Origin of the sequence: Dyella jiangningensis, from assembly GCF_003264855.1 — a bacterium.
GTDB lineage: Bacteria > Pseudomonadota > Gammaproteobacteria > Xanthomonadales > Rhodanobacteraceae > Dyella > Dyella jiangningensis_C.
The window spans coordinates 58,200-79,809 of record NZ_NFZS01000002.1; the positions used below are offsets into that span (position 1 = coordinate 58,200).

The following is a 21,610-nucleotide window of genomic DNA, read 5'->3' on the forward strand; positions in this document are numbered from 1 at the left end:
ACGCGCGATGCGCGCGATCGGTGCCTGGCACAGCGCTTGCTGCATTTGCATCGCGTGCCTTCGCCTTCGCCGGCAAGGTCGCATCTCACGGTTTGCCGACGAAGAGGAATTGCCATGAACCGAGACCACCGGCCACGCGACTATCGGGACACCTATGGAAGCGATCAGGAATACGAAGCACGGCGCAACCGCGAAGAGTCCACCTGGCCGCGCCGCCAGGGCAGCGGACAGCTGACCGAAGACGTCTACGCCGGCGCCCGCAACGACCAGGGCTTCGGCAGCTTCGGACGTCCATTCGGCGAGCTCTACGAGCGCGACGATCCGTCGTCGTCGTGGAGCTACCAACGGGACAACCGCTGGCACAGCGAAGAACCGCGCGGACGCGCTCGCCAGATGCAGGGCGGCCGCCGGCAACAGCCATGGGGCACGCGGCACACCAGCTACTACGACGACGAACTCTCGAATGCGCCCTTCGACGAAGAAGACACCAGCGGCTACGCGCAGGGTTATGCAGGATTCGGCCAGCCACCGCGCAGGCCGTGGCCCAGTCCGGGCGGCTATGGCCCGTGGGCGAGCCAGGGCGCGCGGCCGCGCTCGCGTTACCAGGAGCAAGGCGAGCACCGCGGCAAGGGGCCGATGGGCTATCGCCGATCCGACGAACGCATCCGCGATGACGTGTGCGAAGCGCTGACGCTCGACCCATGGCTGGATGCCACGCACATCCAGGTCAACGTCGACGGCGGCGTGGTGACCCTGCAGGGCACCGTGTCGGACCGGCACATGAAATATCGCGCCGAAGAATGCGCCGACCAGGCCAGCGGCGTGCAGGATGTCGAGAACCGCATCCGTGTCGCCGGCGCCGGCACCACCAGCGAAAGCCTCGTGAACCCCTCACCGACCCGATCCAGCGACGACCCGTTGCTGTCGCGCTGAGCAGCAAAGGAGACATGCCATGCCCGAAGCAAGCTACCACTGCGGCCACCCCGGCTGTCGATGCATGATCGACAAGAACCAGGGCGAATTCTGCAGCGACTATTGCCGCCAGGCGGCGAAACTGCCGACGACGGAGGCCCAGTGCGGCTGCGGCCATCCAGCCTGCCAGACGCAGGTGCATGCCGCACCGGAACAACAATCCGACGGTTGACGCGCGTGCCTACTCCTTGTGTTCCGCGCCTTCCACCGACGCGCGCAATGCGGACGAGATGGCCGCATCGCCGTTGACCAGGTCTTTCCACGCCAGGGCGATGCCCTGGCGATGACCACGCAAGGTCAGCTTCAGTCCATCGGGATCGATGAGCAGCGTGTATCGCTGCTCACCGACGGTGAGTTCGCGTCGCAACGGTTTATCGAGTGGGGTCATGAAGTTCCTCCCGGCAGGCGGCGGGCCTTCGTCGTCGAAGTCGCCTAGGTGCGCAGTACGAGCCAGATGTTCAGCCCGATCACCAGCATCGCGGCAAGGGCAGCCAGCGCTACCACCGCGTGTGGCACCGCATAGTTCCCCATGATTCGTGTCTGGCCGATGAACCAGACGATCGCGACCATGGGAAATGGCAGGGTCAAGCTGAGGATGACCTGACTGGCGATCAACGCCTGCGTGATGTCGACGCCGCACGCCACCACGACCACGCTGGGCAGCACCGTCACCCATCGTCGCACCCAGATCGGCACGCGAAAGCGGACGAAACCCTGCATGATCATCTGGCCCGCCCATGGTGCCGACCAGCGAACTCGACACACCCGAGGCGACCAGCGACACCAGGAACCAACCTGCCGCCGCACCGCCCAGCAGAGGCACCAGCGTGCGATAGGCCTGCTCCAATCCGACGGACGTCGCGTGCGCATGGTGGAACGTGCCCGCCGCCGTCGCGGTCATCGCGAGGTTCACCAGCCCCGCGATGCCGAGTGCGGCCAGCACTTCCCAGCATGAATAGCGCAGCAGACGCGCTCGATCGACCTTCGGAAGCCAGCCGAGCCGGAAGCCCGACAAGCCCGCATGCAGGTACAGTGCATGGGGCATCACCGTCGCACCGACGATGCCGGCGGCGAGCAGCAGTGCATGGCCATCGGGAAACCGCGGCGACACCAGCCCCTTTCCCATCGCCTGCCAGTCGGGTCGCGAGAACACGAGCTGCATCACGTAGGCGAGGCAGACGATGCCGATCATCGCCGCGATGATCCACTCCGTGCGACGGAACCCGTGGCGATCCCAGTACAGCAGTCCAAACACCAGCGCCACGGTGACGCCCATGGCCGGCAACATCGGGATGTGCAGCAGCAGCGCGATGCCGAGCGAACCGCCGAGGAATTCGGCTACGTCGGTGGCCATCGCCGAGACTTCACCGGCCAGCCACATGACGACAACGACCGGCGCCGGCCAGTGCTCACGACATATTTCCGCCAGGCCCTTGCTCGTGGCGATACCCAGCCGCGCCGCCAGCGACTGGAACAGCAGCGCCACCAGGTTCGCCGACAGCACCACCCACAACAGCCCGTAGCCATAGCGCGCGCCGGCTTCGAGATTGGTGGCGTAGTTGCCGGGATCGATATAGGCGACCGAAGCCATCACCGCCGGCCCGACGAAGGGTGCGAACGCAGCCACGCCGCGGCGCGACCCACGCATCGATTCGCGCATGCCATGGATCGTTCGCTGGCTTCGGATATCCAAGACGCGCTGCCCCGCTCTCGCTCATCGCGAGGGCGAGTGTGGCGTCAGCGGGAGTCTTCGCGATGGAAAGCCCGGCTGACGCCCGTATTCACGACACGCCATCCGGGCTCATCGACGCAAGCACCATGCGTGAATGCCACGGCATCCACCACGCCGCGGGCAGGATGAACCGCACGGCCGACATCGCGCCGAAGCATGCAGGAGCACACTATGGCATCCATCAAGTCGATCACCGATCTGTTCATCCACGCGCTTTCCGACATCTATAGCGCCGAGAAGCAACTCACCCGCGCCTTGCCACGGCTCGCGCACGCGGCCTCGGACGCCGAACTGTCCGAGGCCTTCCAGGCCCACGCCGAAGAAACGCAGGGACAGGTCGAGCGCATCGACCGCATCGTCGAGATCCTCGAGATCCGCCTCACGCGCATGAAGAGCGCGGCGATGGAAGGACTGATCGACGAAGGGCGCGACATGATAGAGGGCATCGCCGCGGGCCCCCTGCGCGACACGGCCCTGATCGCTGCCGCGCAGAAGGTCGAACACCATGAAATCGCCGCCTACGGCACGCTATGCACGCTGGCCAGGCATCTCGGCTACAAGGACGCGATTCCGCTGCTGGAGGAAACGCTCGATGAAGAAAAACAAACCGACAAGAAACTCTCCGCTATAGCCGAGCAAGGCGGCACCAACGAAGCGGCGACCGGACAGCCCGCCCGGCGCGGCACCGCCTGACTCGGCAGTGCACACATGCGGGCTTCCGCGGCGTTGCCAGCCGTGCCGCGCATCGTCACGTCAGGCGCACAGCCAGTACGCCACCGGCCGCTGCCCGGGCGGCGGAACAGGATCGCCCACCGGTGGCGGCGAAGGCTCGGGGTCGGTGAGCGGCGGACGCGCCGGCTGTGGCACGGGCGGCTCCGGCGGAGGGATGTCCGGCGCAGGCGGCGAAGGCGGCTTGGGCGGTTCCGGTGGCGGCGCCGGAGCGGGATCCGGTGGGACGGAGAGCAGACCGCGCATGTGGGACAACGAAACGCGCGGGCGGTACAGCGACTGCAAATGCATGAAGGGTTCCTGCGTGGAAGTACGAACTGTTCCGTCAGCTTGCAGCACGACCCTTCCATGCACCGCGACGCCGGTGTTAAAGGACTCTTCCACAAGTTTGCCGCTGTCGAATGCGCGTCGGCGGCGCAACCTGCGTTCAGGCAGCTTGCGATACTCAACCCGAGGCGGCGTGGTCCGCCGTGCACCAGCCCGCGACCGCGGAACGCCACGACGTGCAACTGTCCGACTCGCCCGTCGCGAGCCATTGCCGATGCAGCCGTTCAAGCGCGCGAATCAGCCCCTGCGCGGTAAAAGGTGCAAGCAGCCCGCCGGCAAGGAAGGGACGCGCCTGCTCGAAGCGCTCCAGTGCCACGGTCGAATCGAACAACACCATCAGCGGCAGGAAAGGTGCGCGCCCCTCCTTGCGCACCTTGTTCAGACGCGAGAAGTTCGCGCGCCACAGGTGGCTCTCGATGATCACGAAGCCTACGGGGTGAGGCGTTTCCCTGCTCTCCCGCGTGCGAAGCAGGCGCGATAGTTCATTGACGCAACGAACCGTGAGAACCATGTTGCGCAGACCCGCTTCGTTGAGCTGCGTGCGGATCTGCTGTGCGCGTTCAGGTTCTTTGACGACGAGGACGATGGTAGGCCATTCAGGCATCATGGAGGCGACGCTGGATTGTGGGACATTCCAACAGACGCAAGTCGCGTGCCATCACAGCGCGAGTCGGGTCAACTCATGACCGTGGGCTTGTCGAAAGGCAGTCGTGTGGCGCCGAGCGCCGCCAGCGAATCATCGACGCGATGAAGCACATCGCGCGGCGCATCCACCACGATGAGGATGCGGCCCAGCGAAATCTCTTCCTGGAACTGCCGTCGCACCGGATCCGGCACGGCGGACCCCGCCAGTGCCGTCGCCCATCCACCGACGGCCGCGCCACCCAGCGTCATCGCGGCCGCACCGGCAAGCGTGATGCCCAATGGAGGGATGGCGATGGCGATCAAGCCCGCCAGCAGGCCCGTAGCCGCACCTCCCGCGACGCCACGGATCGCCGCGGGGTAGAAGTCGCCCTCGACGACCTTGCGCTCGTCGGGTATCACATCGAGCTCGATATCCGATCGCGCGATCAGGGAAATATCCTCGTCGGCCGCACCGCCGTCGCGTGCAGCCGCCATTGCCGTACTGGCCGCCGCCACATCCGGCACGCTGAACACATGTCGCGTCTTCATGGTTCCAGTGCTCCGTCATCTGGCACCACCCTAGCCACGCACAAGTAAAAGCGGCGGCAAGCCCGCGTGGCTGTCGCGCCACGTTCAGCGGGAAGATTTTTCCGACGCGGGAACTTCATGCCATGTTGGCGGCACGCAGACGCCGGCACGACAAGCCACGCCTGACCCTGCATGCATCACCACGGCGGACAAACCACGTGAGCATCCAGGCCTGGCTGCTGTTGCTCGGCATCCTGCTGTTGATCTCCTCCCTGCTGGGAGGATGGATCCGGCGTACGCCGATGACGCCATTCGTGCTGTATGTGGTGGCCGGCGTCGCGCTCGGTCCGTGGCTCGCCGACCAGGCGCGCGTCGACCTGGTGAAATATGCGCCGGTGCTCGAACGCGCGACCGAACTGGCGCTCGTGGTCTCACTGTTCATCGGTGGCCTCAAACTGCGCGCGCTGTGGCATGAAATGTCGTGGAGCACCGGTGTCAGGCTGGCGGTGCCAGCCATGCTGCTCACCGTGGGCGCCATGACGCTCGCCGCACACGCGCTGTTCGCCGCCAGCTGGCCCATGGCGCTGTTGTTCTCGGCCGCCGTGGCGCCCACCGACCCCGTGCTGGCCAGCCTGGTGTCGGTGGACGATGCGGACGACACCGACGGCCTGCGCGTCGCGCTGTCGACCGAAGCGGGCCTGAACGATGGCGCCGGCATGCCGCTGCTTCTGCTCGCCCTGCTGCTGTTCCATGAATCCACGGCACGCGCGGATCTGTGGAACTGGTTCCTGCGCGACGTCGTCTGGGCGCTGCCCGCCGGCATCGCGGTCGGTTTCGGTCTCGCGCTGCTGACGGGCGCACTCGCCACGCATATCAAGGCACGCAGCCAGGACACCGGCCCGAACGATTTCCTCGCGCTCGCCCTGCTCGCCATCACCTACGCCGCCGCACAGTACCTGCACGCATCGGTCTTCCTTGCCTCGTTCGCCGCGGGCCTGGGACTTCGGCATGCCGAGTGGCGCGTGGTGCAGCGCCATCCCAGCCCGCACAGCAAGGGCAGCTCGGACGTCCATCCACCCGCGGAGGTGCTCATCAATCCCAACCAGCGTGACAGTGAAGTGGCGAAACATCCGTGGGCGTCGATCGGCCTGGTGGTGTCCGATGCGCTGTCGTTCGGCGACACGCTGGAACGCCTTATCGGCGCCGGCGTGCTGTTGTTCCTCGGCATCGCACTGGCCAGCTATGCCAGCCTTTCGGCAGTCGTGCTGGCGGCGCTGCTGTTCCTGGTGGTGCGTCCCCTCGCGGTGCTCGCGGTAACGGGACATTGCGGGCTTCGCTGGCCACGCAGGCTGCTGCTCGGCTGGCTCGGCATCCGCGGACTGGGCAGCCTGAGTTATCTCGCCTACGCGATCACGCACGGCCTGCCTTCGTCGGCGGCCACGCAACTGAGCGAATGGATCGTGACCCTCGTGGTGCTGAGCATCCTCGTGCATGGCACCAGCACGCAGCCCTTGATGGCGTGGCGCGCCTCGCGCATGGCGCAGCGACGCAGCCACGGATCGTAGCGCCGTGGCCGCGACGTTGAGCGTGCGCCAAGGGTTCGTGTGCGTGGAACCTCCCGCTGATGCGCAGCGCGCATCGCCCGAGCGGTGGCATGGAGCTTGCGGTCTCCCGATGGCCGCGTCGCGATGCATCGCCTGCGCGTCCCCCACGTTTTCCCGCGCTTTCGAAGGAGGAATCCCCGATGTTCGCTCACAACAAAAAGCTGCAGTATTCCGTGCATGTCGAAGAATGCAATCCGGGCCTGGCCAACCTGATGCTCGAGCAGTTTGGCGGACCACAGGGCGAGCTCGCCGCTGCGATGCGCTATTTCACGCAGGCCTTGGCCGAGGAAGACCCCGGCAGAAAGGACATGCTGCTCGACATCGCCACGGAGGAGCTCAGTCATCTGGAAGTCATCGGCTCGATCGTGGCCATGCTCAACCGCGGCGCCAAGGGCGAGCTGGCGGAGGCCGTCGCTGCCGAAGCCGATCTGTACCGGGCCATGCAAGGTGCCGGCAATGATTCCCATGTGACGCAATTGCTCTATGGCGGAGGCCCCGCCCTCATCAACTCCGGCGGCATGCTGTGGACGGCCGGCTACATCGATTCCATCGGCGACCCGACGTGCGACCTGCGATCGAACATCGCGGCCGAAGCGCGGGCCAAGATCATTTACGAGCGCCTCATCAACGTGACGGCGGATGCCGGCGTGAAGGATGCGCTCGGCTTTCTCATGACCCGGGAAATCTCGCACCAGCAGTCCTTCGAAAAGGCGCTGTATGCCATCGAACCCAACTTCCCGCCCGGGAAGCTGCCTGGCAATCCGGAGTTTGCCAATGTCTATGTCAACACTTCGCAAGGCGATGGCGACATGCGCGGTCCATGGAACAGCGACGACAACTTCCGCTACGTCAGCGACCGCGAAGCCCAGCTGGCCATGGACGGCGGCGACGGCAAGCCTTCGGTGAAACTCGGCAAGCAACAACAGGAATGCCTGTCGGCATTCGCGGGCCGCACCGCCTCGGAAACCGACAGCAATCCCACCACGGGCGCCGAGCTTGGGAAACAGGACTATTGATCCTTCGTGCGCGAAGAGAGCGACCACCCCGCGGGGTGGCCGCTCCAGCGAAGCCGGCTATCGCCGCTTGCGGTACGCATGCGCCACGACAACGCGCGACGCTCGCCCGTTCGTGGCCAGCCCACGTGCCTCGCCTTCTTGCGAATACCGCGCGAACGCGTCGTCCTCGACGGCTACCTCTGCATCGTCGACTGATTACTCGATCTCGCCATAGTTCTTCATCACATCCTGGGGACCACCGTAGTGCTCGTCCTTGAGCTGCTTGACCACGTCGAGCTCCTCCTTGGGCGCGCCATTGCGTTCCGCCTGCTTGATCAGGGTCTGCTTGTCGGTGGGGTAGCTCACGTCGTGAAGATATTTCTGCACGTTCGCGGGCGACGAACCTCCCAGGCCTCGTGTCATGTTTCGCCCTCCTCGGCTCGGGTTGGCTGTTCCTGGGCTCTTGCGCAGCGCGGCTGCCGAGTACATCGATGTGTACCCGGCGATCTTCGATGCAACGCCGGTGCCAGCCCGTGGCGATGACGCCGCAACGGCGTGGCTCGCGCGGGATGGCCATGGGCGGTGCCGGCGCGTTGCCCCCGTCGGTACATAACGACCATCTGCCGGCAACAATGACCGACCCGCTTTTCAAATCCGCATGAGCGATGGCCGATACGGTCCGGTACGGCAATTGCTTGCTCTTCTTGCCACCTGATTCAGGAATCGACATGCGCGACGCCTCCTGTTCCGCCCTCATGGGCCATCCTTCGATCGCCCGTGGCAGGAATGCGGGCCGCCGGCATGGGTCCGCACTTATCCCGCCTTCGATCGCCGCCATGGCACGCGATCGCCTCGACAGCCAGAACGTCATCGGCGGCATGTATTACCTGTGCCTGGAACGTTGTGCCGCCTGCAGCGATCCGCTGATGAGCGGCCTCGATCCGGCACGCCTGCGCGCCTTCCGCCTTGGGGATGCACCTTTCGCCCGGGATCTCAGGCGCATGCTCACGGTGTTCTCGTTCTGCGGCCGCATCGACAGCGTATCCAGTGGCATCGTGCTGCCGCAGATCCGTGCACTGGCCGACTGCATGAAGACCACCCGTCCGGATGGTGTGGACTCGCTGCGGCTCGTGCTGAGTGCCGAGCAGGTCGACGAAACCGCATGGGGGTTGCTGCTGGCGCTGGTGAAGGACGCGGAGCTGACCACGCTCAGCGAAGTCACCGAGGCGCTGTATGCGGCGCAACGCATGCAACGCCAGCTCGTACAGCAACACTACGAGGAGCTCATGCTGCTGCTGTCGCGCATGGCGGAGGGGCCGTACCGCGAGCATCGCCGCCTGTACTGATGGACAACGGCAAAGGCACCGGATGAATGCCCGGGAAGGCCTGACGCAAGGCAATCGCCGAAGGTAAGCCCTGCCGTCGAAGGAAACTTTTTCCGCGCCGGAGCCCGCGAATCACGCCGAAATGCCGCTACAGAGCGGTTTCTGCCGTGGCACGGATGTTGCCCGTACAGGATTGCGTCGATAGGAGCGCGCCAAACCGGATTTCGATCATGCCTACCCAGAACACGTCCCTGACTCCCCGAGGCTTCGCTGCGATGGATTCCGAGCGGCAACGCGAAATATCCAGCATCGGCGGCCGCGCTGCGCACGCCGGAGGCCACGCCCATCGTTTCACTTCCGAAGAGGCCCGTGCCGCTGGACGCAAGGGTGGCAGCGCGGTAAGCCGCGACCGCGAACACATGGCGACCATTGGCCGTCGCGGCGGTCGTAGCCGCAGTCGCGCGAAAGAACCGGATGAAGCACCCTCCGCAGCCATCAAGGAGTTCGCCCATGAGGCTTAAGCAGCGACTTTCCGTCCTCGCGCTGGCGCTGGCGAGTCTCGCGCTTGCGGGCTACCTGCATGCGCAAAGCAGCGCGTCGGGCACCGATACCTCGAGCCCCAGCGCGACGGACCAGACCTTCCTTCGCAAGGCGGCCACCGATGGCGCCACCGAGGTGGCGCTGGGCCAGCTGGCCATGCAGCATGCCCAGTCCAGCTCCACCAAGGACATGGCGCAACGCCTGGTGACCGACCACCGCAAGGCGAATGACGAACTCGCCAGCATCGCCATGCGAAAGCATGTCGAGGTGTCGGCGCGCCCCGATGCCGATGCGCTGGCCAAGGAAAAATCGTGGGGCTCGGGTGCTTCCTACGACCGCGCCTATGCGCAGACCATGGTCAAGGACCATCGCGAAGCGGTGAACCTGTTCACCAAGGCGACCGAGAGCAAGGATGCGGACATCCGGCAGTTCGCGCAGACCACGCTGCCCGTGCTCAAGCAGCACCTGTCCATGGCCGAGGACCTGACCAAGGGCGGTGAGACGCACTCCTCCGGTGCAGGAAGCGCAGGTACGCCATAGCCGCACGCGAGAGCCATTCGAACGAAGCTTGCACGCGGCCTCTACCTTGAACGGGGCATGCTCCGGAAGGTAGGGCCGCTTCATGCCCGTCTCATTCAGGGTTGCAAGGAATACTCGAATATGGCTCAAGCCGCTCCGTCGGTCCTCCTGGTCGACGACGACCACACCTTTCTCAGTTCGGCGCGCGATTACGCGAGGCTCAAGGGCTGCGAGGTCCATACCGCCTCCACGGTGAGGGACGCCATGCTCACGGTCGAGCAGTGCGCGCCGCCGGATCTCATGCTGCTGGACCTGTCGCTGCCCGACGGCAGCGGGTTGGACCTGTTGGATCACCTGGACGCCAGGGATTGCGGCGAGATCGTGGTACTCACCGGCGAGCCCGGCGTCGACACGGCGGTGCGCGCCATGCGGCTGCGCGTGGACGACTACGTGGTCAAGCCCATGCGCGGCGGTTATTTCGACACGCTGCTGCAGCGGGCCACCCGGCGTGCGCAGTCACGCCTGCTCAGCAGCCCGCTGGCCAGCAGCCAGTGCGGCGACCTGCTCGGCAATTCGCTGATCATGCGACGCATGTTCAAGCTGATCGAACGCGTCGCGCCCACCGACAATACCGTGCTGGTGCACGGCGAAAGCGGCGCCGGCAAGGAGCTGGTCGCTCGCGCCATCCACCAGTACAGCGACCGGCGCGGACGATTCGTGGCCATCAACTGCGGTGCGGTGCCTCCCGACCTCATCGGCAGCCAGCTGTTCGGGCATGAGCGCGGAAGCTTTACCGGCGCCATTCGCGACCATGCAGGCTATTTCGAGCAGGCGCAGGGCGGCACGCTGCTGCTCGACGAATTCACCGAAATGCCGATGTCCATGCAGACCTACCTGTTGCGCGTACTGGAAACGCGCGACATCACGCGCATCGGCGCACGCACCAAGCATCATGTGGACGTGCGCGTCATCGCGGCCTGCAATCGCGATCCGGCGGCGGCCGTGCGTGACGGCGTGCTGCGCGAGGACTTGTACTATCGTCTCGCCGACTTTCCCATCGAGGTGCCACCCCTGCGTTCGCGCGGCGACGATGCGCACCTGCTGGCCGGCCGCTTCCTGCGTGCACTCAATGACGAACACGGCACGAACCACGGCTTTTCAGCGGCCTCGGAAGAATTCATTTCGCAATATGCGTGGCCCGGCAACGTGCGCGAACTGTTGCACGCCGTGCGACGCGCCTACCTCATGGCCGAAGACGGCAAGATCGAACTGGCTGCCTACCCCGACCCCGCCGTGCTGGGCGCCAGGGCGTCGCGCGGCGACCTGCGCTGGTCGGGGCAGACGCTGGAAGAACTGGAGCGCGAGGCGATCGAAGCCGCGCTCGCGCGTTGCGGCAACGACAAGACGCATGCCGCGCGCCTGCTTGGCGTCAGCGTGAAAACCGTCTACAACAAGCTGGTCCGCTACAAGAAGCAAGGCCCGGACGCCTAGCCGACGGGCCTGGACTGACTTCTCCGCTCAGCACCACACCTGCACGCGCGGGTCGAGCGCAGCCGGGTCGCGCAAGGGTATGGGCAGGTCGAGATACTCCGGCTCGATGCACGGCTCGATCCCTGGCCGCGGTGCGCGCTTGCCGCGCTCGCCCTTGCGCGGCTCGCCCGGCCGCGGGGTGCGACCGATATCGATCGAAATACCGATATCGACGCCGTCGGGTTCATATCTCATCGCGTACTTCCGCTGGTGGCCGGTTGCGCACTCGTGCTCGACGGGGTCGGGCTGCTGGTGGCGGGAGGCGGATTGTTGGTCGGCGCATACGGGGTGGCCGCCGTCGCCGAAGACGACGGATGCGTGCCCGGCTCGGTGCCATCGTCGTTGCGATGGCAACCGGCGAGCGTGCACATGCCAAACAGTACAGCGGTAACAAGGTAACGATTCATGAGCGTTCTCCCAGTGGCATGGGACGGCGATCGCCCCGTGGGGTGCCGACACAGACGGCGCGGCATGGCCTGCACCGTCCGCTCCGGCACGCATCGGTCAGCGATTCTTGTGACTCTGCTCGCCAGCGCGCACGTGCTGCTCGTGGCTTCCGCCGCGGCTACCGGCGCTCTTGCTCTCCTTGCCCTGCCCGCCATGGCTCGCCTTGCCACCCTTGCTGGCGATCTCGCGTTGCTTCTCGTCGCTCATCGCGCCGAATCCGCGCTTGCTGTGTTCATTGGCCATCGTCATGTTTCCTCTGTGGTGCCGGGCGCCAAGGCCGCGACGTGGCTTTAGGTTGCGCAACCCGCGCGCAAACGGATGCGCAGTAGCCATAAACGGCCTCTTTCACACGCGGCCGCGTTCAGCAGAGGTGTAACGACGAATGGTTCAGTGCGTCGATCCGGCGTCGCCGGACTCGGGCGGATCGCAGATCGGGAAGGACAGCGTCACGCGCGTCCCTTCGCCGGGCATGGAATGCAGCGCGACGGTGCCGTGCGATTGCTCGACGAAGCCATGCACCATCGACAGGCCCAGGCCGGTGCCTTGTCCCAGCGGCTTGGTGGTGAAGAACGGATCGAACGCCTTGGCGGCCATTTCCTTGGGCATGCCGATGCCTTCGTCCTCCACGACCAGACAGGCATGCGCGGGCTTGCCTTCGCCGCCGACCACGATGCCGGTGGAGATATACACGGTGCCGCCGTTCGGCATGGCATCGCGCCCATTGATGACCAGGTTCACCAGGGCCGTCTCCAGCTGATGTGCATCGCAGAGCACCCAGAGGGGCTCGGGCGCCAGGTTCCAGCGAATGCTCACGCGCGGCCCTACGGTGCGCCCCAACAACTCGGTCATCGAGGCGACCAGCTGGCCGAGATCGATGCGCATGGGCATCAATGGCTGGCGCCGCGCAAACGCGAGCAGGCGTCGAACGAGGTGCGTGGCGCGATCCACCGAGCGCGACACGCTGTCGATCTGGGGTATCGCCTTGGCGGCATCGCCGCGCTCCAGATGCAGCGAGGCGACATCGAGATGACCGGTGATCGCCTGCAGGATGTTGTTGAAGTCGTGCGCCACGCCGCCGGTGAGCTGGCCGAGCGCGTCGAGCTTCTGCGCCTGCTGCAGCTGCTCCCGCGTGGACTCCAGGGCCGCTTCGGTCGCGCGCTGACCACTGATGTCCCTCAGCAGGAAGGCGAACCCATGCAGCACGCCCTCCTTGTCCCTCAGTGCGCGCATGGTCATTTTCGCGAGGGAGTGCGAGCCGTCCTTGCGGAGGTAGCCATGCTCGTCTTCGTGGCGGCCCTTATCGGAAGCTTGCCTTAGCAGGGAAATATCCACCCCTGCCGAGCGATCATCGCCACTGAAGAGAAAGCCGACAGGCTTGCCGACGATTTCGCGTGCAGCATAACCCGTCATGCGCTCCGCACCTTCGTTCCAGTCCTGCACGAACCCGTCGTGGTCGAGCATGCAGAGCGCGTAGTCGACCGCGCCTTCGGCAAACAGGCGAAAACGGCGCTCGCTCTGCTCCAGTCGCACCTGTGCCTCCCAGCGCGCCGTGACGTCCCGGGTAACCTTGGCATAGCCAAGCAGCTGCCCATCGGCGTTGCGGATCGCATCAATGGCCACCATCGCGCGGAACCGGCTGCCGTCGCGCCGTACCCGCCATGCCTCGCCGTTGTAACGCCCCTCCTTCGCGGCAATCGCCAGCACGCGATCCGGCATGCCGCGCGCACGATCGTCCTCCGTATAGAACAGCGAAAAATGCCGGCCGAGCACCTCTTCGGCCGTATAGCCCTTGATGTGCTGAGCGCCGCTGTTCCAGCTGGCGATGTGACCTCGCGGATCCAGCATGTAGATCGCGTAGTCCACCACGGATTGGACGAGCAGCTCGAAGCGGTGCTCCATCGTGTCCGTGCCGGGCAGTTCAGCGGTGCATTCCACCGGCGTTGTGCGCAATATCCGTTCTTCCATGTGCCTGTCATGCCCCCCTGCGTGCACGGCTGCACGCTTCGCCGACCACTTCGAGCAGGGTGCGGCGGCCATAGGGCTTGGCGAGAAACTGCATGTCGTCGTCCAGCGGCGTATCGGACCACCCCAGGTCGCCCGACACCACCACGAACGATGCGCGGCTGCCGCGCGCCTTGATTTCCTGTGCCAGCTCGATGCCGTTGCGGTCCTCGCGAAGGTTGACGTCGGTGAAAACGACATCGATATCCCCGCGCGCCTGGACGATGTTCAGCGCCTGCGACGAACTCTCCGCCGCAAGCACTTCATAACCTGCGTCTTCCAGCAAAAGACCCGTCGCCTCCCGGACGTCGGGATCGTCTTCCACCACCATCACCACGTTCATCCACTGTCTCCGCGCCATACCCACGACACCCGTCACCCGAAGGGTGAGCAGCTGTCACTCGGAACAGCTGCAGCTCCGGCATGGCCAGTGATGGTTTGCCATCGGACATGCCAACACGGTCTATGGTTACACAACATGAATAAAACGATGCAAGTCGAATTTTTGTCTCGTTGCACGGATGGAGTGTGATATCGATTCGTTTCTTTCACGCGACGCATACATGCATGGGACGAAACGTATACAGAGGTGCATCCATGTTCACGGTCTTCGATACGGAGAGACACATGGGTGCTGTACTGGTCGTGGATGACGAAGTCACGGTACTGGAGGCAACTACAGCCATGCTGAGCGCCTCGGGCTACGACACCTATCCTGCGCGATCGAGCGCCGATGCGCTGCAGGCGCTTGCCCGCCATCCGGCCATCGACGTGGTCGTCGCCGACGTCACGCTGGCAGGCGACGACAGCGGCGTGCTGCTGGCGCGTCGACTGGCGCATTCGGCGTGGCCGGGGGCACTCGTGCTCGTATCGGGAGACTCGGAAGCGGGGCTGCATACGGAAGACCGCCCGCCGCACTCGCTCTTCCTCGCTAAACCCTACAGCCGCCGGACGCTGCTGCATGCCATCGATCACGCGCGGCAGCTCGGCAAGCAACCAGCGGCCGCGCCAGGCAACCCGCGCCCGCCCGGCGCCCCGGCCAGACAGCCGTGACCCGTGAGCTTTCTCCCGGCCCACAACCGGCCTCGGCCTCCTGCGCGGTGTTCCTGCTCAACCGCAACGGGCGCGTGCTTGCATGCAACGTCGAGGGCATCCTCGGCGGGACGTTCCGCGCCGAAGACCTGATCGGCCACGACTTTCTTTCGCTGTACATACCCGAGGGCGACAGCCGAACACTGGTACGCGATGCCCTGCATCGGGTGCGCACGGGTGGTCGCCACGTATTGCACGATGTGCAACTGAGGCGCCGCGGCGGCGGCACGTTTTCCGCGATCGTCACGGTCGACGCCTTGCGCACGCTCGATGGCAGGCCGCGCGCGTTCGCCGTAATCATCTGCGACCGCAGCGATCGCAAGAAAGCGGAAGAGCGCCTGCGCGAAAGCGAGCGACGGTTCCGACTGTTCGTCAACGGCGTATCCGATCACGCCATATGCATGCTGGACCCCGATGGCGTCATCCTCGACTGGAATCTCGGGGCGCAGCGGCTGACGCTGTTCCATACCGCGGAGGCCACCGGCAAGCACTACCGGATGTTCTTCCGTGAGATCGAGCGCATCGAGGAACAACCCGAACGGCTGATCACGCACGCCGCGCAGCGTGGCCACGTCGAATACCAATGCGAGATCACCCGCCGCGACGCGACGCTGTTTCCAGCCTGCATGACGCTCGAATCCATCCGCGACAGCGATGGACGCCTGCTCGGTTTCGCCTGCATCATCTGGGACGCCACCAAGCAACGGGTGATGGAGGGACGCATCCACGATGCGCATGCCCAGGCCGCCCATTGGCAGAAGGTGGAGGCCATCGGCCAGCTCACCGGCGGCATCGCGCACGACTTCAACAACAGCCTGCAGGGCATCATCAGCGCGCTTGAAATGGCGACGATCCACCTCGGTTGTGACCAGCCGAAGAACGCGCAGCACTACGTCACGATGGCATTGGATGCCGCCACGCGCGCGGGCGATCTCACGCAACGCCTGCTGGGCCTGTCGCGCCGTCGCGCGCAGCCGAGCCAGCAGATTGCGCTTGCCCCGCTGCTGGCTTCCATCCAGGAAGTGCTCGGCCGCGTGCTAGGCGATTCGGTCACTCTGGACGTGAGGGTGGAACCCGAACTGCCGCCCGTGGCCTGCGACGGCAACCAGCTGGAGAGCGCGATCCTCAACCTCGCCATCAATGCCCGCGACGCCATCAACGGCAAAGGCGAACTCGTGCTGAGCGCGCGGGCCCGGGCATCGGAGCAGACGCGCGGCGTATTCGCGCATGGGCGGCTGGCGCGCCAATACATCGAGATCAGCGTCGCCGACAACGGGCAAGGCATGGATGGCGACACGCTGCGCCGCGCCTGCGAACCCTTCTTCACCACGAAGGCGAAGGACCGCGGAACAGGGTTGGGCCTGGCGATGGTGGCCGGTTTCGTCGCCCAGCATGGCGGTTCGATGGACATCCACAGCGCCGTCGGCGTCGGCACCACCGTGTCGCTCTTCCTGCCCTGTGGTGAAGACGTCACGGTGGCCGAGCTGCCACCGCAGCTCAGCGAGAGCGATTCCGACATTGCCGGCCTCAGGGTCCTGGTGGTGGAGAACGACCACGCCGTGCGCACTTCCATCAGTGCGCGGCTGAGGCAGCTGGGATGCCAGGTGCATGAAGCCGGCGGGGGGCGGGAAGCCGTCTACCGACTCGCGGAAAGCCCGTCCTGGGATCTGCTGCTGGCGGATATCGACCTGCCGGAGCTCGACGGTTACGAACTCGCGCGCGAAGCTCGCCGCCAGTTTCCCAAGCTGCGCGTGATCCTGATGACGGGCTATGCTGACAGTGAGCTGGTGGGCAGCGAGTTCGCCGATGGCAACACGCAAAGCCTGATCAAGCCGTTCGACATCGGCGCCTTGCTCACGAAGTTGCGCCTGCTGGTCGGCAGCGGCGACTAATCGCCCGCTTTCCCGCCGGCCATGAAGCGCTTGAGGTCGGCGACCAGTTCGCGATAGCGCTGTTGGCGACTGGCCGCATCGGGTGTGCGCAGCACCGCCGATGGATGCCACGTCGCCATGCCGAGCACGCCGCCGGGCAGTTCCACCCACTCGCCATGCCGCGTCGTCAGCCGGAACCGCGTGCCGAATGCCGCCTTCGATGCCATCGCGCCCAAGGCGAGGATGCGCTTGGGATGCACCTCCCTCAACTCGGCGGCCAGCCATTGCCGGCAGATGGCCTGCTCCCGCGCGCTCGCGCGCTGATGCAGGCGACGCTTGCCGCGCGGCTCGAACTTGAAGTGCTTCACCGCATTGGTCAGGTACAGCTGTTCGCGTCGCAGCCCGGCCTCTGCCAGCGCACGATCGAGCAGGTTGCCTGCTGGGCCCGTGAAAGGCTCGCCTTGCTGGTCTTCCTGGTCGCCGGGCTGCTCGCCGATCAGCATCATGTCGGCACGCGCCGGGCCTTCGCCAAACACCGTCTGCGTCGCGTGCTGCCACAAAGGGCAGGCACGGCAGGCCTTGGCCTTCTTCCGCAACGCCGGAAGCGAGCCTGTAGGCGCCGGGGACGCGGGAAGCATGGTGAGCGGATAGATCCAATCGGTTCGGCGAGCCGGCATCTTCGGCCTCCTCATCTTCCGGCCGCCACTTTCCCGATGCCGCCATGAAGCGCCCGAGACCGAGGCGTCAACAGGCGCGAGCATAACGAAGGCCAACCGCGACGCAGGGTTCTTGACGCGCCCCCGACGTCGCAACGCCGAAGGTGAATTCGTCTCCGGTCACGACACGAGGTTCGTATGCTGACGTCCTGGCTGATCACCGAAGATCCGTGGTGGACCTACGCCGTGCGCGGCGCGCTGACCTATCTGGGCCTGCTCGTGCTCATGCGGCTCGCGGGCAAGCGCGCGTTCGGCGACCTGTCCGCCTTCGACGTGATCCTGCTGGCGCTCGCGGGCGGCACGTTGCGCACGGCGGTCATCGGCCACGATGCATCGATCACCAGCGCGTTCATCGGCGTGATCAGCATGCTGGCCACCGACAAGGCGCTGGGATGGCTGAGCGCGAGGTACAAGCGCGTCAATCGCGTGTTCGAGGGCTACCCCGTCGAGATCGTGCGCGACGGCCGCCGCCTGCCCGATGCCTTGCGGCGCGTGAACCTGCCCGACGCCGCGCTGGATCGCGCACTGCATTCGGCGGGTCGCGAAACGGAGGCGGACGTGCTGCTCGGTCGTCTCGAACCCAACGGCAAGATCACCTTCATCGTCCGCGAGTAGCGGCGCCCTGTTCGACGCGCATGCGCATCATGCTCAGCCGGTGGGCCCGCCCATCACCGGAAGAATCGCGCCGGAGATGTAGCTCGCGCAGCTGGGCGCGGCCAGGAACACATACGCCGGCGCCACCTCTTCCGGCTGCGCCGGCCGCCCCATCGGGTTCGATTCGCCGAAGCTCTTTACCTGCTCCGCCTTGCGATCGGCCGGGTTGAGCGGCGTCCATACCGGTCCGGGCGCCACCGCATTCACGCGGATACCGCGCTCCACCAGGTTGGACGCAAGCGAGCGCGTGAAGGCATGGATGGCGCCCTTGGTCGCCGAATAGTCCAGCAGCTTGGGATTGCCGAAGAAGCCGGTCTCCGAACCGGTGTTGATGATGCTGCCGCCCTTGCCCAGATAGGGAACCACCGCGCGCGCCATGTGGAAGTAGCCGTAGATGTTGGTGCGGATGGTGAGATCCAGATGTTCCTCGGTCAGCGCTTCCAGCGTGTCCGAGTGTTCCTGGAAGGCGGCGTTGTTCACCAGGATGTTGAGGTGGCCGAAGTGCTCGACCGTTTGCGCCACGGCGTCGTCGCAGAACATCGCATCGCTCACGTCGCCCGCGATCACCAGGCATTCGCGCCCTTCCGCTTCCACCGCCTGCCGCGTGGCCTCGGCGTCGTCGTGTTCGTTGAGATAGACGATCGCGACATTGGCGCCTTCGCGCGCGAACAACACGGCGACGGCCCTGCCGATGCCCGAGTCGCCGCCGGTGACGAGGGCGACCATGTCATCGAGCTTGCCGCTGCCCACGTACTCCGGCGCCTTGAACTGCGGTCGAGGCCGCAGCCTGGACTCCTTGCCCGGTTTTTCCTGGTGCTGGGCCGGCAGCGGATTGGACGGATGGTGGCGTGCACCCGCCTGCTTCGCCTTCTTGGCCGAGCCGGAAGCCTTGGCCGGCTTGGCGCGCTCCTGGCTCTCGACCTGTTTCTGCACGCTCTTGTGCTTGCTGGCTGTCGCTTTGGTTTGTTTCGTCGCGCGTTTCGTCGTGGTCGCCATGATCCGGGCCCATCCGCATTGGATGATGCCGATGCTGCGAACAGCCCGGTTGACGTCGCGTCAAATCGATGCGCCGCTTGCGTGTCGACACGCGATCTGTCGCCGAAGAGGTTCATCGACTTCAGTTGCGCTTTGACATCGGCCGAACGATGCACTGACACGCGTTGCGAATAATCGAAACCCTGCCTGGTGAAGGGCGCGACGGCAGACGCATGGTTATGGTTCCTTCGCCGCTTCAGGAGTCAAGCGATAATGGCTAACGAACACAGCAAGCGCGGTTTTGCATCCATGGACCCCAATAAGCAGCATGAGATTGCTTCGAAGGGCGGTAAGGCCGGTGGCGGCGATCATGCGTCTCACGAGCAGCATGTGCAGGCTGGCAAGAAGGGCGGCGGCGATCATGCGTCGCATGAGCAGCACGTCCAGGCAGGCAAGCAGAGCCACAAGAATGGTTAAAGCCACTGCATGCCGCGGCACCGCCGCGGCATGCCTTATCGCTGCGGTATCGCCGCGGCGGGTGTCGGATCGCCGGCACCATGGGTGGTACCGACACGCACGTGCCCGCGTGCGCCCAGCAACATCTCCTCCAGCCACTTGGCCAGCAGGGATGAATACGCCTGGCGATCGCGCTCGGAACTCAACGCGTGATCGGCGCCACGGATGAGGCGATAGGTGAGCGAGGATGTCCTCGTGAACGACTCGCGATAACTGGCCAGCACGGGCGGCGGCACGATGCGATCGTGTTCGGATTCCACCAGCAGCACGTCGCCCTCGAAGGCGCTGCATGCACGCAGGGCCTCGTTGTCGCCCGGCCCGTGGCGCTCACTCCGGTAGTCGGCCAGCTGCTGCAAGGCCGCGAGGTCCTTCTTGGGGACCTCCCAGTTCTCGTCGCGATACAACGCCGGTGCACGCAATCCCAGCCAGCGCACCGGACGATGGCGCGTGAGCAAGGCGGCCAGGTAACCGCCATAGCTGCTGCCGATCACCGCAACCCGCGACGCATCCACCGCCGGATGATCCAGCAGGAAGTCATAGGCGGCGAGCACATCGGCGAGATTGTCCGCGCGCGTCACCACGTCCCGCAGGCGACGCGTGGCGACGTGGCCCGAGAGGTCGAAGGTGAGGCACACGCAACCGAGTGCCGCGAGATCCTTCGCACCGGCGCGGTACTGCTCCTGGCTGCCGCCCCAGCCATGCACCATGAGCACGCCCGGTATGCTTGGACGCGGCGAGACCAGCGTGCCGGCAAGTTCGCCGCCTCGCACGGACACATGGACGACATCGTCCTGCACGCTCATCAGGCCTCCACCTTGACGTAGGTAAGCGTCGGCGCGTCGCCGTCGCCGCTCGTGGCGCGGTAGACGACCTCTGCCCCTTCCGGGGCGACGGCGTCCGCTTCGTAGCACTCAACGTACGTGGCTTCCACGCGCTGCCGCTTTCCGTTCGACAGCGCTTCCGCCGCGACGATCTCCGCCGGGCTCGCGCCGCCGATGCGCCAGGATTGCTCGAGCACGCCCGAATGCCAGTTGCCCCGCGCATCGAAGCCCTGGATGACGTCGTAATTCGCGCGTGAGACCACCAGTTCCGGGAACGCCTCGAACATGGCCTCGTGGTACGCACTTGCCTGCTCGACGGCCAGGCGTTCGCGCGGCTCGCCCAAGGTCTCCAGCAGCATCGAAAGGCTGCCGCGGATGCAGCACAGGCGGCTGCCGCCATAACGCGATGCACCATGGCGATCGCGCGCCTCGCGCTGATAGCCCAGGTAGGAAAGGCTCAAGGTCGGCAGGACCACGTGTCCCACGCTGAGCGTGACCGGCCGTCGCAAGTCACGCTCGACCACGACACCGGCCTCGATGCCCGCGGCCAGGGCCGCTTCGCCTTCGAGCAGCCTCTTCAACGATGCGAGATCAGGCACCACCCACTGCTGCCCGCCGCCCCTGCCCTCCGCAAGTTTCAGGCGCACGGCGCCTTCACCGAGCAGCCTGCCGGCGGCTTCATGCAGATCGGTGACGCTGAACGCGCCCCAGCCCGGCACGACCACGCCCGACAGGCGATGCGGATGCTGGTGGCGCCACCCCTCGGGTGCCGATGCGTGCATGGCCACCAGCGGATGAGTGACCAGCTTGGTGCCGACGAACGGAAACGGCACGATGCCGCCGAAGAACTGATCGACCCAGTGGATGCCGAGCGCATACGCCTGCTCGACGCTCAAGGTGTCCGACGGCACCACGTAGGTGCCATCGCGCACGAGATGGCAGGCGAGCCTGGCAACCACCCAGTGATGCGCGGCGAGCTCATGCTCAGCCAGCTGCCGGCCTTCGACCGGCACATAGACGGGGCCGCCGCCGAAAACACCGATCATCCCTGCGCTCCCGCGCCGAGGCTGACGCACGCTGCTGGCACCATGC

28 protein-coding genes and 1 pseudogene are annotated in these 21,610 nt (G+C 65.8%); 13 read left to right on the forward strand and 16 right to left on the reverse strand.

Annotated features, from left to right (window positions below; all coding sequences use genetic code 11):
- Positions 1-114: 114 nt before the first annotated feature.
- Positions 115-933 (forward strand): BON domain-containing protein, encoded by an 819-nt coding sequence (locus tag CA260_RS10975; RefSeq protein WP_172461808.1) that lies wholly within the window; start codon positions 115-117, stop codon positions 931-933.
- Positions 934-952: 19 nt separating this feature from the next.
- A complete protein-coding gene (locus CA260_RS10980; RefSeq protein ID WP_111983149.1) occupies positions 953-1,144 on the forward strand; it encodes a hypothetical protein in 192 nt (63 codons plus the stop codon).
- Positions 1,145-1,153: 9 nt separating this feature from the next.
- On the opposite strand, the gene CA260_RS21345 is transcribed toward CA260_RS10980, so the two are convergent.
- The 3 genes and pseudogenes from CA260_RS21345 to CA260_RS21350 form a co-directional block, all read right to left on the reverse strand.
- The gene (locus CA260_RS21345; RefSeq protein WP_111983150.1) at positions 1,154-1,360 is read right to left on the reverse strand and encodes a hypothetical protein; all 207 of its coding nucleotides are present in this window, start codon (positions 1,358-1,360) and stop codon (positions 1,154-1,156) included.
- 44 nt (positions 1,361-1,404) lie between these two features.
- Positions 1,405-1,698 carry a divalent metal cation transporter gene (locus CA260_RS21500; RefSeq protein ID WP_425479740.1) on the reverse strand — a complete coding sequence of 98 codons (294 nt, stop codon included), beginning with the start codon at positions 1,696-1,698 and terminating at the stop codon, positions 1,405-1,407.
- A gap of 13 nt (positions 1,699-1,711) precedes the next feature.
- Positions 1,712-2,632, reverse strand: a pseudogene (locus tag CA260_RS21350) (Nramp family divalent metal transporter); the annotation flags it as partial.
- A gap of 243 nt (positions 2,633-2,875) precedes the next feature.
- Here CA260_RS21350 and CA260_RS10995 point away from each other — a divergent pair.
- Positions 2,876-3,397, forward strand: a complete 522-nt coding sequence (locus CA260_RS10995; RefSeq protein WP_111983151.1) for a ferritin-like domain-containing protein — start codon at positions 2,876-2,878, stop codon at positions 3,395-3,397.
- A gap of 60 nt (positions 3,398-3,457) precedes the next feature.
- Here the strand turns inward: CA260_RS10995 and CA260_RS21160 are convergent, their stop codons facing one another.
- From CA260_RS21160 to CA260_RS11005, 3 genes are all read right to left on the reverse strand, one after another.
- Entirely contained in the window at positions 3,458-3,724 is a 267-nt protein-coding gene (locus CA260_RS21160; protein WP_172461809.1) for a hypothetical protein, read from the reverse strand.
- Positions 3,725-3,878: 154 nt separating this feature from the next.
- A complete protein-coding gene (locus CA260_RS21165) occupies positions 3,879-4,367 on the reverse strand; it encodes a hypothetical protein (protein WP_172461810.1) in 489 nt (162 codons plus the stop codon).
- A gap of 68 nt (positions 4,368-4,435) precedes the next feature.
- On the reverse strand, positions 4,436-4,933 hold the full coding sequence (locus CA260_RS11005) for a DUF1269 domain-containing protein (RefSeq protein WP_111983152.1): 498 nt from the start codon (positions 4,931-4,933) through the stop codon (positions 4,436-4,438).
- Positions 4,934-5,130: 197 nt separating this feature from the next.
- Here CA260_RS11005 and CA260_RS11010 point away from each other — a divergent pair, with 197 nt between their 5' ends.
- Both CA260_RS11010 and CA260_RS11015 read left to right on the forward strand, forming a co-directional pair.
- The gene (locus CA260_RS11010; protein ID WP_238149717.1) at positions 5,131-6,477 is read left to right on the forward strand and encodes a cation:proton antiporter; all 1,347 of its coding nucleotides are present in this window, start codon (positions 5,131-5,133) and stop codon (positions 6,475-6,477) included.
- Positions 6,478-6,656: 179 nt separating this feature from the next.
- A complete protein-coding gene (locus CA260_RS11015; RefSeq protein ID WP_111983154.1) occupies positions 6,657-7,532 on the forward strand; it encodes a manganese catalase family protein in 876 nt (291 codons plus the stop codon).
- Between the two features lie 195 nt (positions 7,533-7,727).
- On the opposite strand, the gene CA260_RS11020 is transcribed toward CA260_RS11015, so the two are convergent.
- Complete coding sequence (locus CA260_RS11020; protein ID WP_172461811.1) at positions 7,728-7,934, reverse strand: DUF2795 domain-containing protein; 207 nt, start codon at positions 7,932-7,934, stop codon at positions 7,728-7,730.
- Between the two features lie 413 nt (positions 7,935-8,347).
- Between CA260_RS11020 and CA260_RS11025 the strand changes: the two genes are divergently transcribed.
- The 4 genes from CA260_RS11025 to CA260_RS11040 all read left to right on the forward strand — a co-directional run bounded on the left by CA260_RS11025 (position 8,348) and on the right by CA260_RS11040 (position 11,386).
- A complete protein-coding gene (locus CA260_RS11025; protein WP_146745327.1) occupies positions 8,348-8,857 on the forward strand; it encodes a hypothetical protein in 510 nt (169 codons plus the stop codon).
- Between the two features lie 206 nt (positions 8,858-9,063).
- Positions 9,064-9,357: a KGG domain-containing protein gene (locus CA260_RS11030; RefSeq protein WP_111983281.1), complete on the forward strand. Its 294-nt coding sequence runs from the start codon at positions 9,064-9,066 to the stop codon at positions 9,355-9,357.
- Positions 9,347-9,916 (forward strand): DUF4142 domain-containing protein, encoded by a 570-nt coding sequence (locus CA260_RS11035; protein WP_172461812.1) that lies wholly within the window; start codon positions 9,347-9,349, stop codon positions 9,914-9,916. The genes CA260_RS11030 and CA260_RS11035 overlap by 11 nt, the downstream gene beginning before the upstream one ends.
- Positions 9,917-10,036: 120 nt before the next feature.
- A complete protein-coding gene (locus CA260_RS11040; protein WP_172461813.1) occupies positions 10,037-11,386 on the forward strand; it encodes a sigma-54-dependent transcriptional regulator in 1,350 nt (449 codons plus the stop codon).
- A gap of 27 nt (positions 11,387-11,413) precedes the next feature.
- On the opposite strand, the gene CA260_RS11045 is transcribed toward CA260_RS11040, so the two are convergent.
- The 5 genes from CA260_RS11045 to CA260_RS11065 all read right to left on the reverse strand — a co-directional run bounded on the left by CA260_RS11045 (position 11,414) and on the right by CA260_RS11065 (position 14,216).
- On the reverse strand, positions 11,414-11,620 hold the full coding sequence (locus tag CA260_RS11045) for a hypothetical protein (RefSeq protein ID WP_111983159.1): 207 nt from the start codon (positions 11,618-11,620) through the stop codon (positions 11,414-11,416).
- Positions 11,617-11,832 (reverse strand): hypothetical protein, encoded by a 216-nt coding sequence (locus tag CA260_RS11050; protein ID WP_146745328.1) that lies wholly within the window; start codon positions 11,830-11,832, stop codon positions 11,617-11,619. Before CA260_RS11050 ends, CA260_RS11045 begins: the two co-directional genes overlap by 4 nt.
- Positions 11,833-11,929: 97 nt before the next feature.
- The gene (locus CA260_RS21465; protein ID WP_111983161.1) at positions 11,930-12,115 is read right to left on the reverse strand and encodes a KGG domain-containing protein; all 186 of its coding nucleotides are present in this window, start codon (positions 12,113-12,115) and stop codon (positions 11,930-11,932) included.
- Between the two features lie 144 nt (positions 12,116-12,259).
- A complete protein-coding gene (locus CA260_RS11060; RefSeq protein WP_172461814.1) occupies positions 12,260-13,837 on the reverse strand; it encodes a hybrid sensor histidine kinase/response regulator in 1,578 nt (525 codons plus the stop codon).
- Positions 13,838-13,844: 7 nt separating this feature from the next.
- Positions 13,845-14,216, reverse strand: coding sequence for a response regulator (locus CA260_RS11065; RefSeq protein WP_172461815.1), 372 nt, complete (start codon positions 14,214-14,216; stop codon positions 13,845-13,847).
- 284 nt (positions 14,217-14,500) lie between these two features.
- Between CA260_RS11065 and CA260_RS11070 the strand changes: the two genes are divergently transcribed.
- Both CA260_RS11070 and CA260_RS11075 read left to right on the forward strand, forming a co-directional pair.
- Complete coding sequence (locus CA260_RS11070; RefSeq protein ID WP_172461816.1) at positions 14,501-14,926, forward strand: response regulator; 426 nt, start codon at positions 14,501-14,503, stop codon at positions 14,924-14,926.
- Positions 14,923-16,857 carry a hybrid sensor histidine kinase/response regulator gene (locus CA260_RS11075; RefSeq protein WP_111983165.1) on the forward strand — a complete coding sequence of 645 codons (1,935 nt, stop codon included), beginning with the start codon at positions 14,923-14,925 and terminating at the stop codon, positions 16,855-16,857. The genes CA260_RS11070 and CA260_RS11075 overlap by 4 nt, the downstream gene beginning before the upstream one ends.
- On the opposite strand, the gene CA260_RS11080 is transcribed toward CA260_RS11075, so the two are convergent.
- Entirely contained in the window at positions 16,854-17,513 is a 660-nt protein-coding gene (locus tag CA260_RS11080) for a UdgX family uracil-DNA binding protein (RefSeq protein WP_111983166.1), read from the reverse strand. The two genes, CA260_RS11075 and CA260_RS11080, sit on opposite strands and share 4 nt — an antisense overlap.
- A 177-nt stretch (positions 17,514-17,690) precedes the next feature.
- Between CA260_RS11080 and CA260_RS11085 the strand changes: the two genes are divergently transcribed.
- Entirely contained in the window at positions 17,691-18,167 is a 477-nt protein-coding gene (locus CA260_RS11085; RefSeq protein WP_111983167.1) for a DUF421 domain-containing protein, read from the forward strand.
- 33 nt (positions 18,168-18,200) lie between these two features.
- Here the strand turns inward: CA260_RS11085 and CA260_RS11090 are convergent, their stop codons facing one another.
- A complete protein-coding gene (locus tag CA260_RS11090; protein WP_111983168.1) occupies positions 18,201-19,202 on the reverse strand; it encodes an SDR family oxidoreductase in 1,002 nt (333 codons plus the stop codon).
- Positions 19,203-19,454: 252 nt separating this feature from the next.
- On the opposite strand from CA260_RS11090, the gene CA260_RS21470 reads away from it, so the two are divergent.
- Entirely contained in the window at positions 19,455-19,658 is a 204-nt protein-coding gene (locus CA260_RS21470; RefSeq protein WP_111983169.1) for a KGG domain-containing protein, read from the forward strand.
- Between the two features lie 35 nt (positions 19,659-19,693).
- Here CA260_RS21470 and CA260_RS11100 read toward each other — a convergent pair whose 3' ends face one another.
- Together CA260_RS11100 and CA260_RS11105 are read right to left on the reverse strand one after the other, a co-directional pair.
- A complete protein-coding gene (locus tag CA260_RS11100) occupies positions 19,694-20,500 on the reverse strand; it encodes an alpha/beta hydrolase family protein (protein ID WP_111983170.1) in 807 nt (268 codons plus the stop codon).
- The gene (locus CA260_RS11105; protein ID WP_172461817.1) at positions 20,500-21,564 is read right to left on the reverse strand and encodes a DUF3182 family protein; all 1,065 of its coding nucleotides are present in this window, start codon (positions 21,562-21,564) and stop codon (positions 20,500-20,502) included. The genes CA260_RS11100 and CA260_RS11105 overlap by 1 nt, the downstream gene beginning before the upstream one ends.
- Between the last annotated feature and the right edge of the window lie 46 nt (positions 21,565-21,610).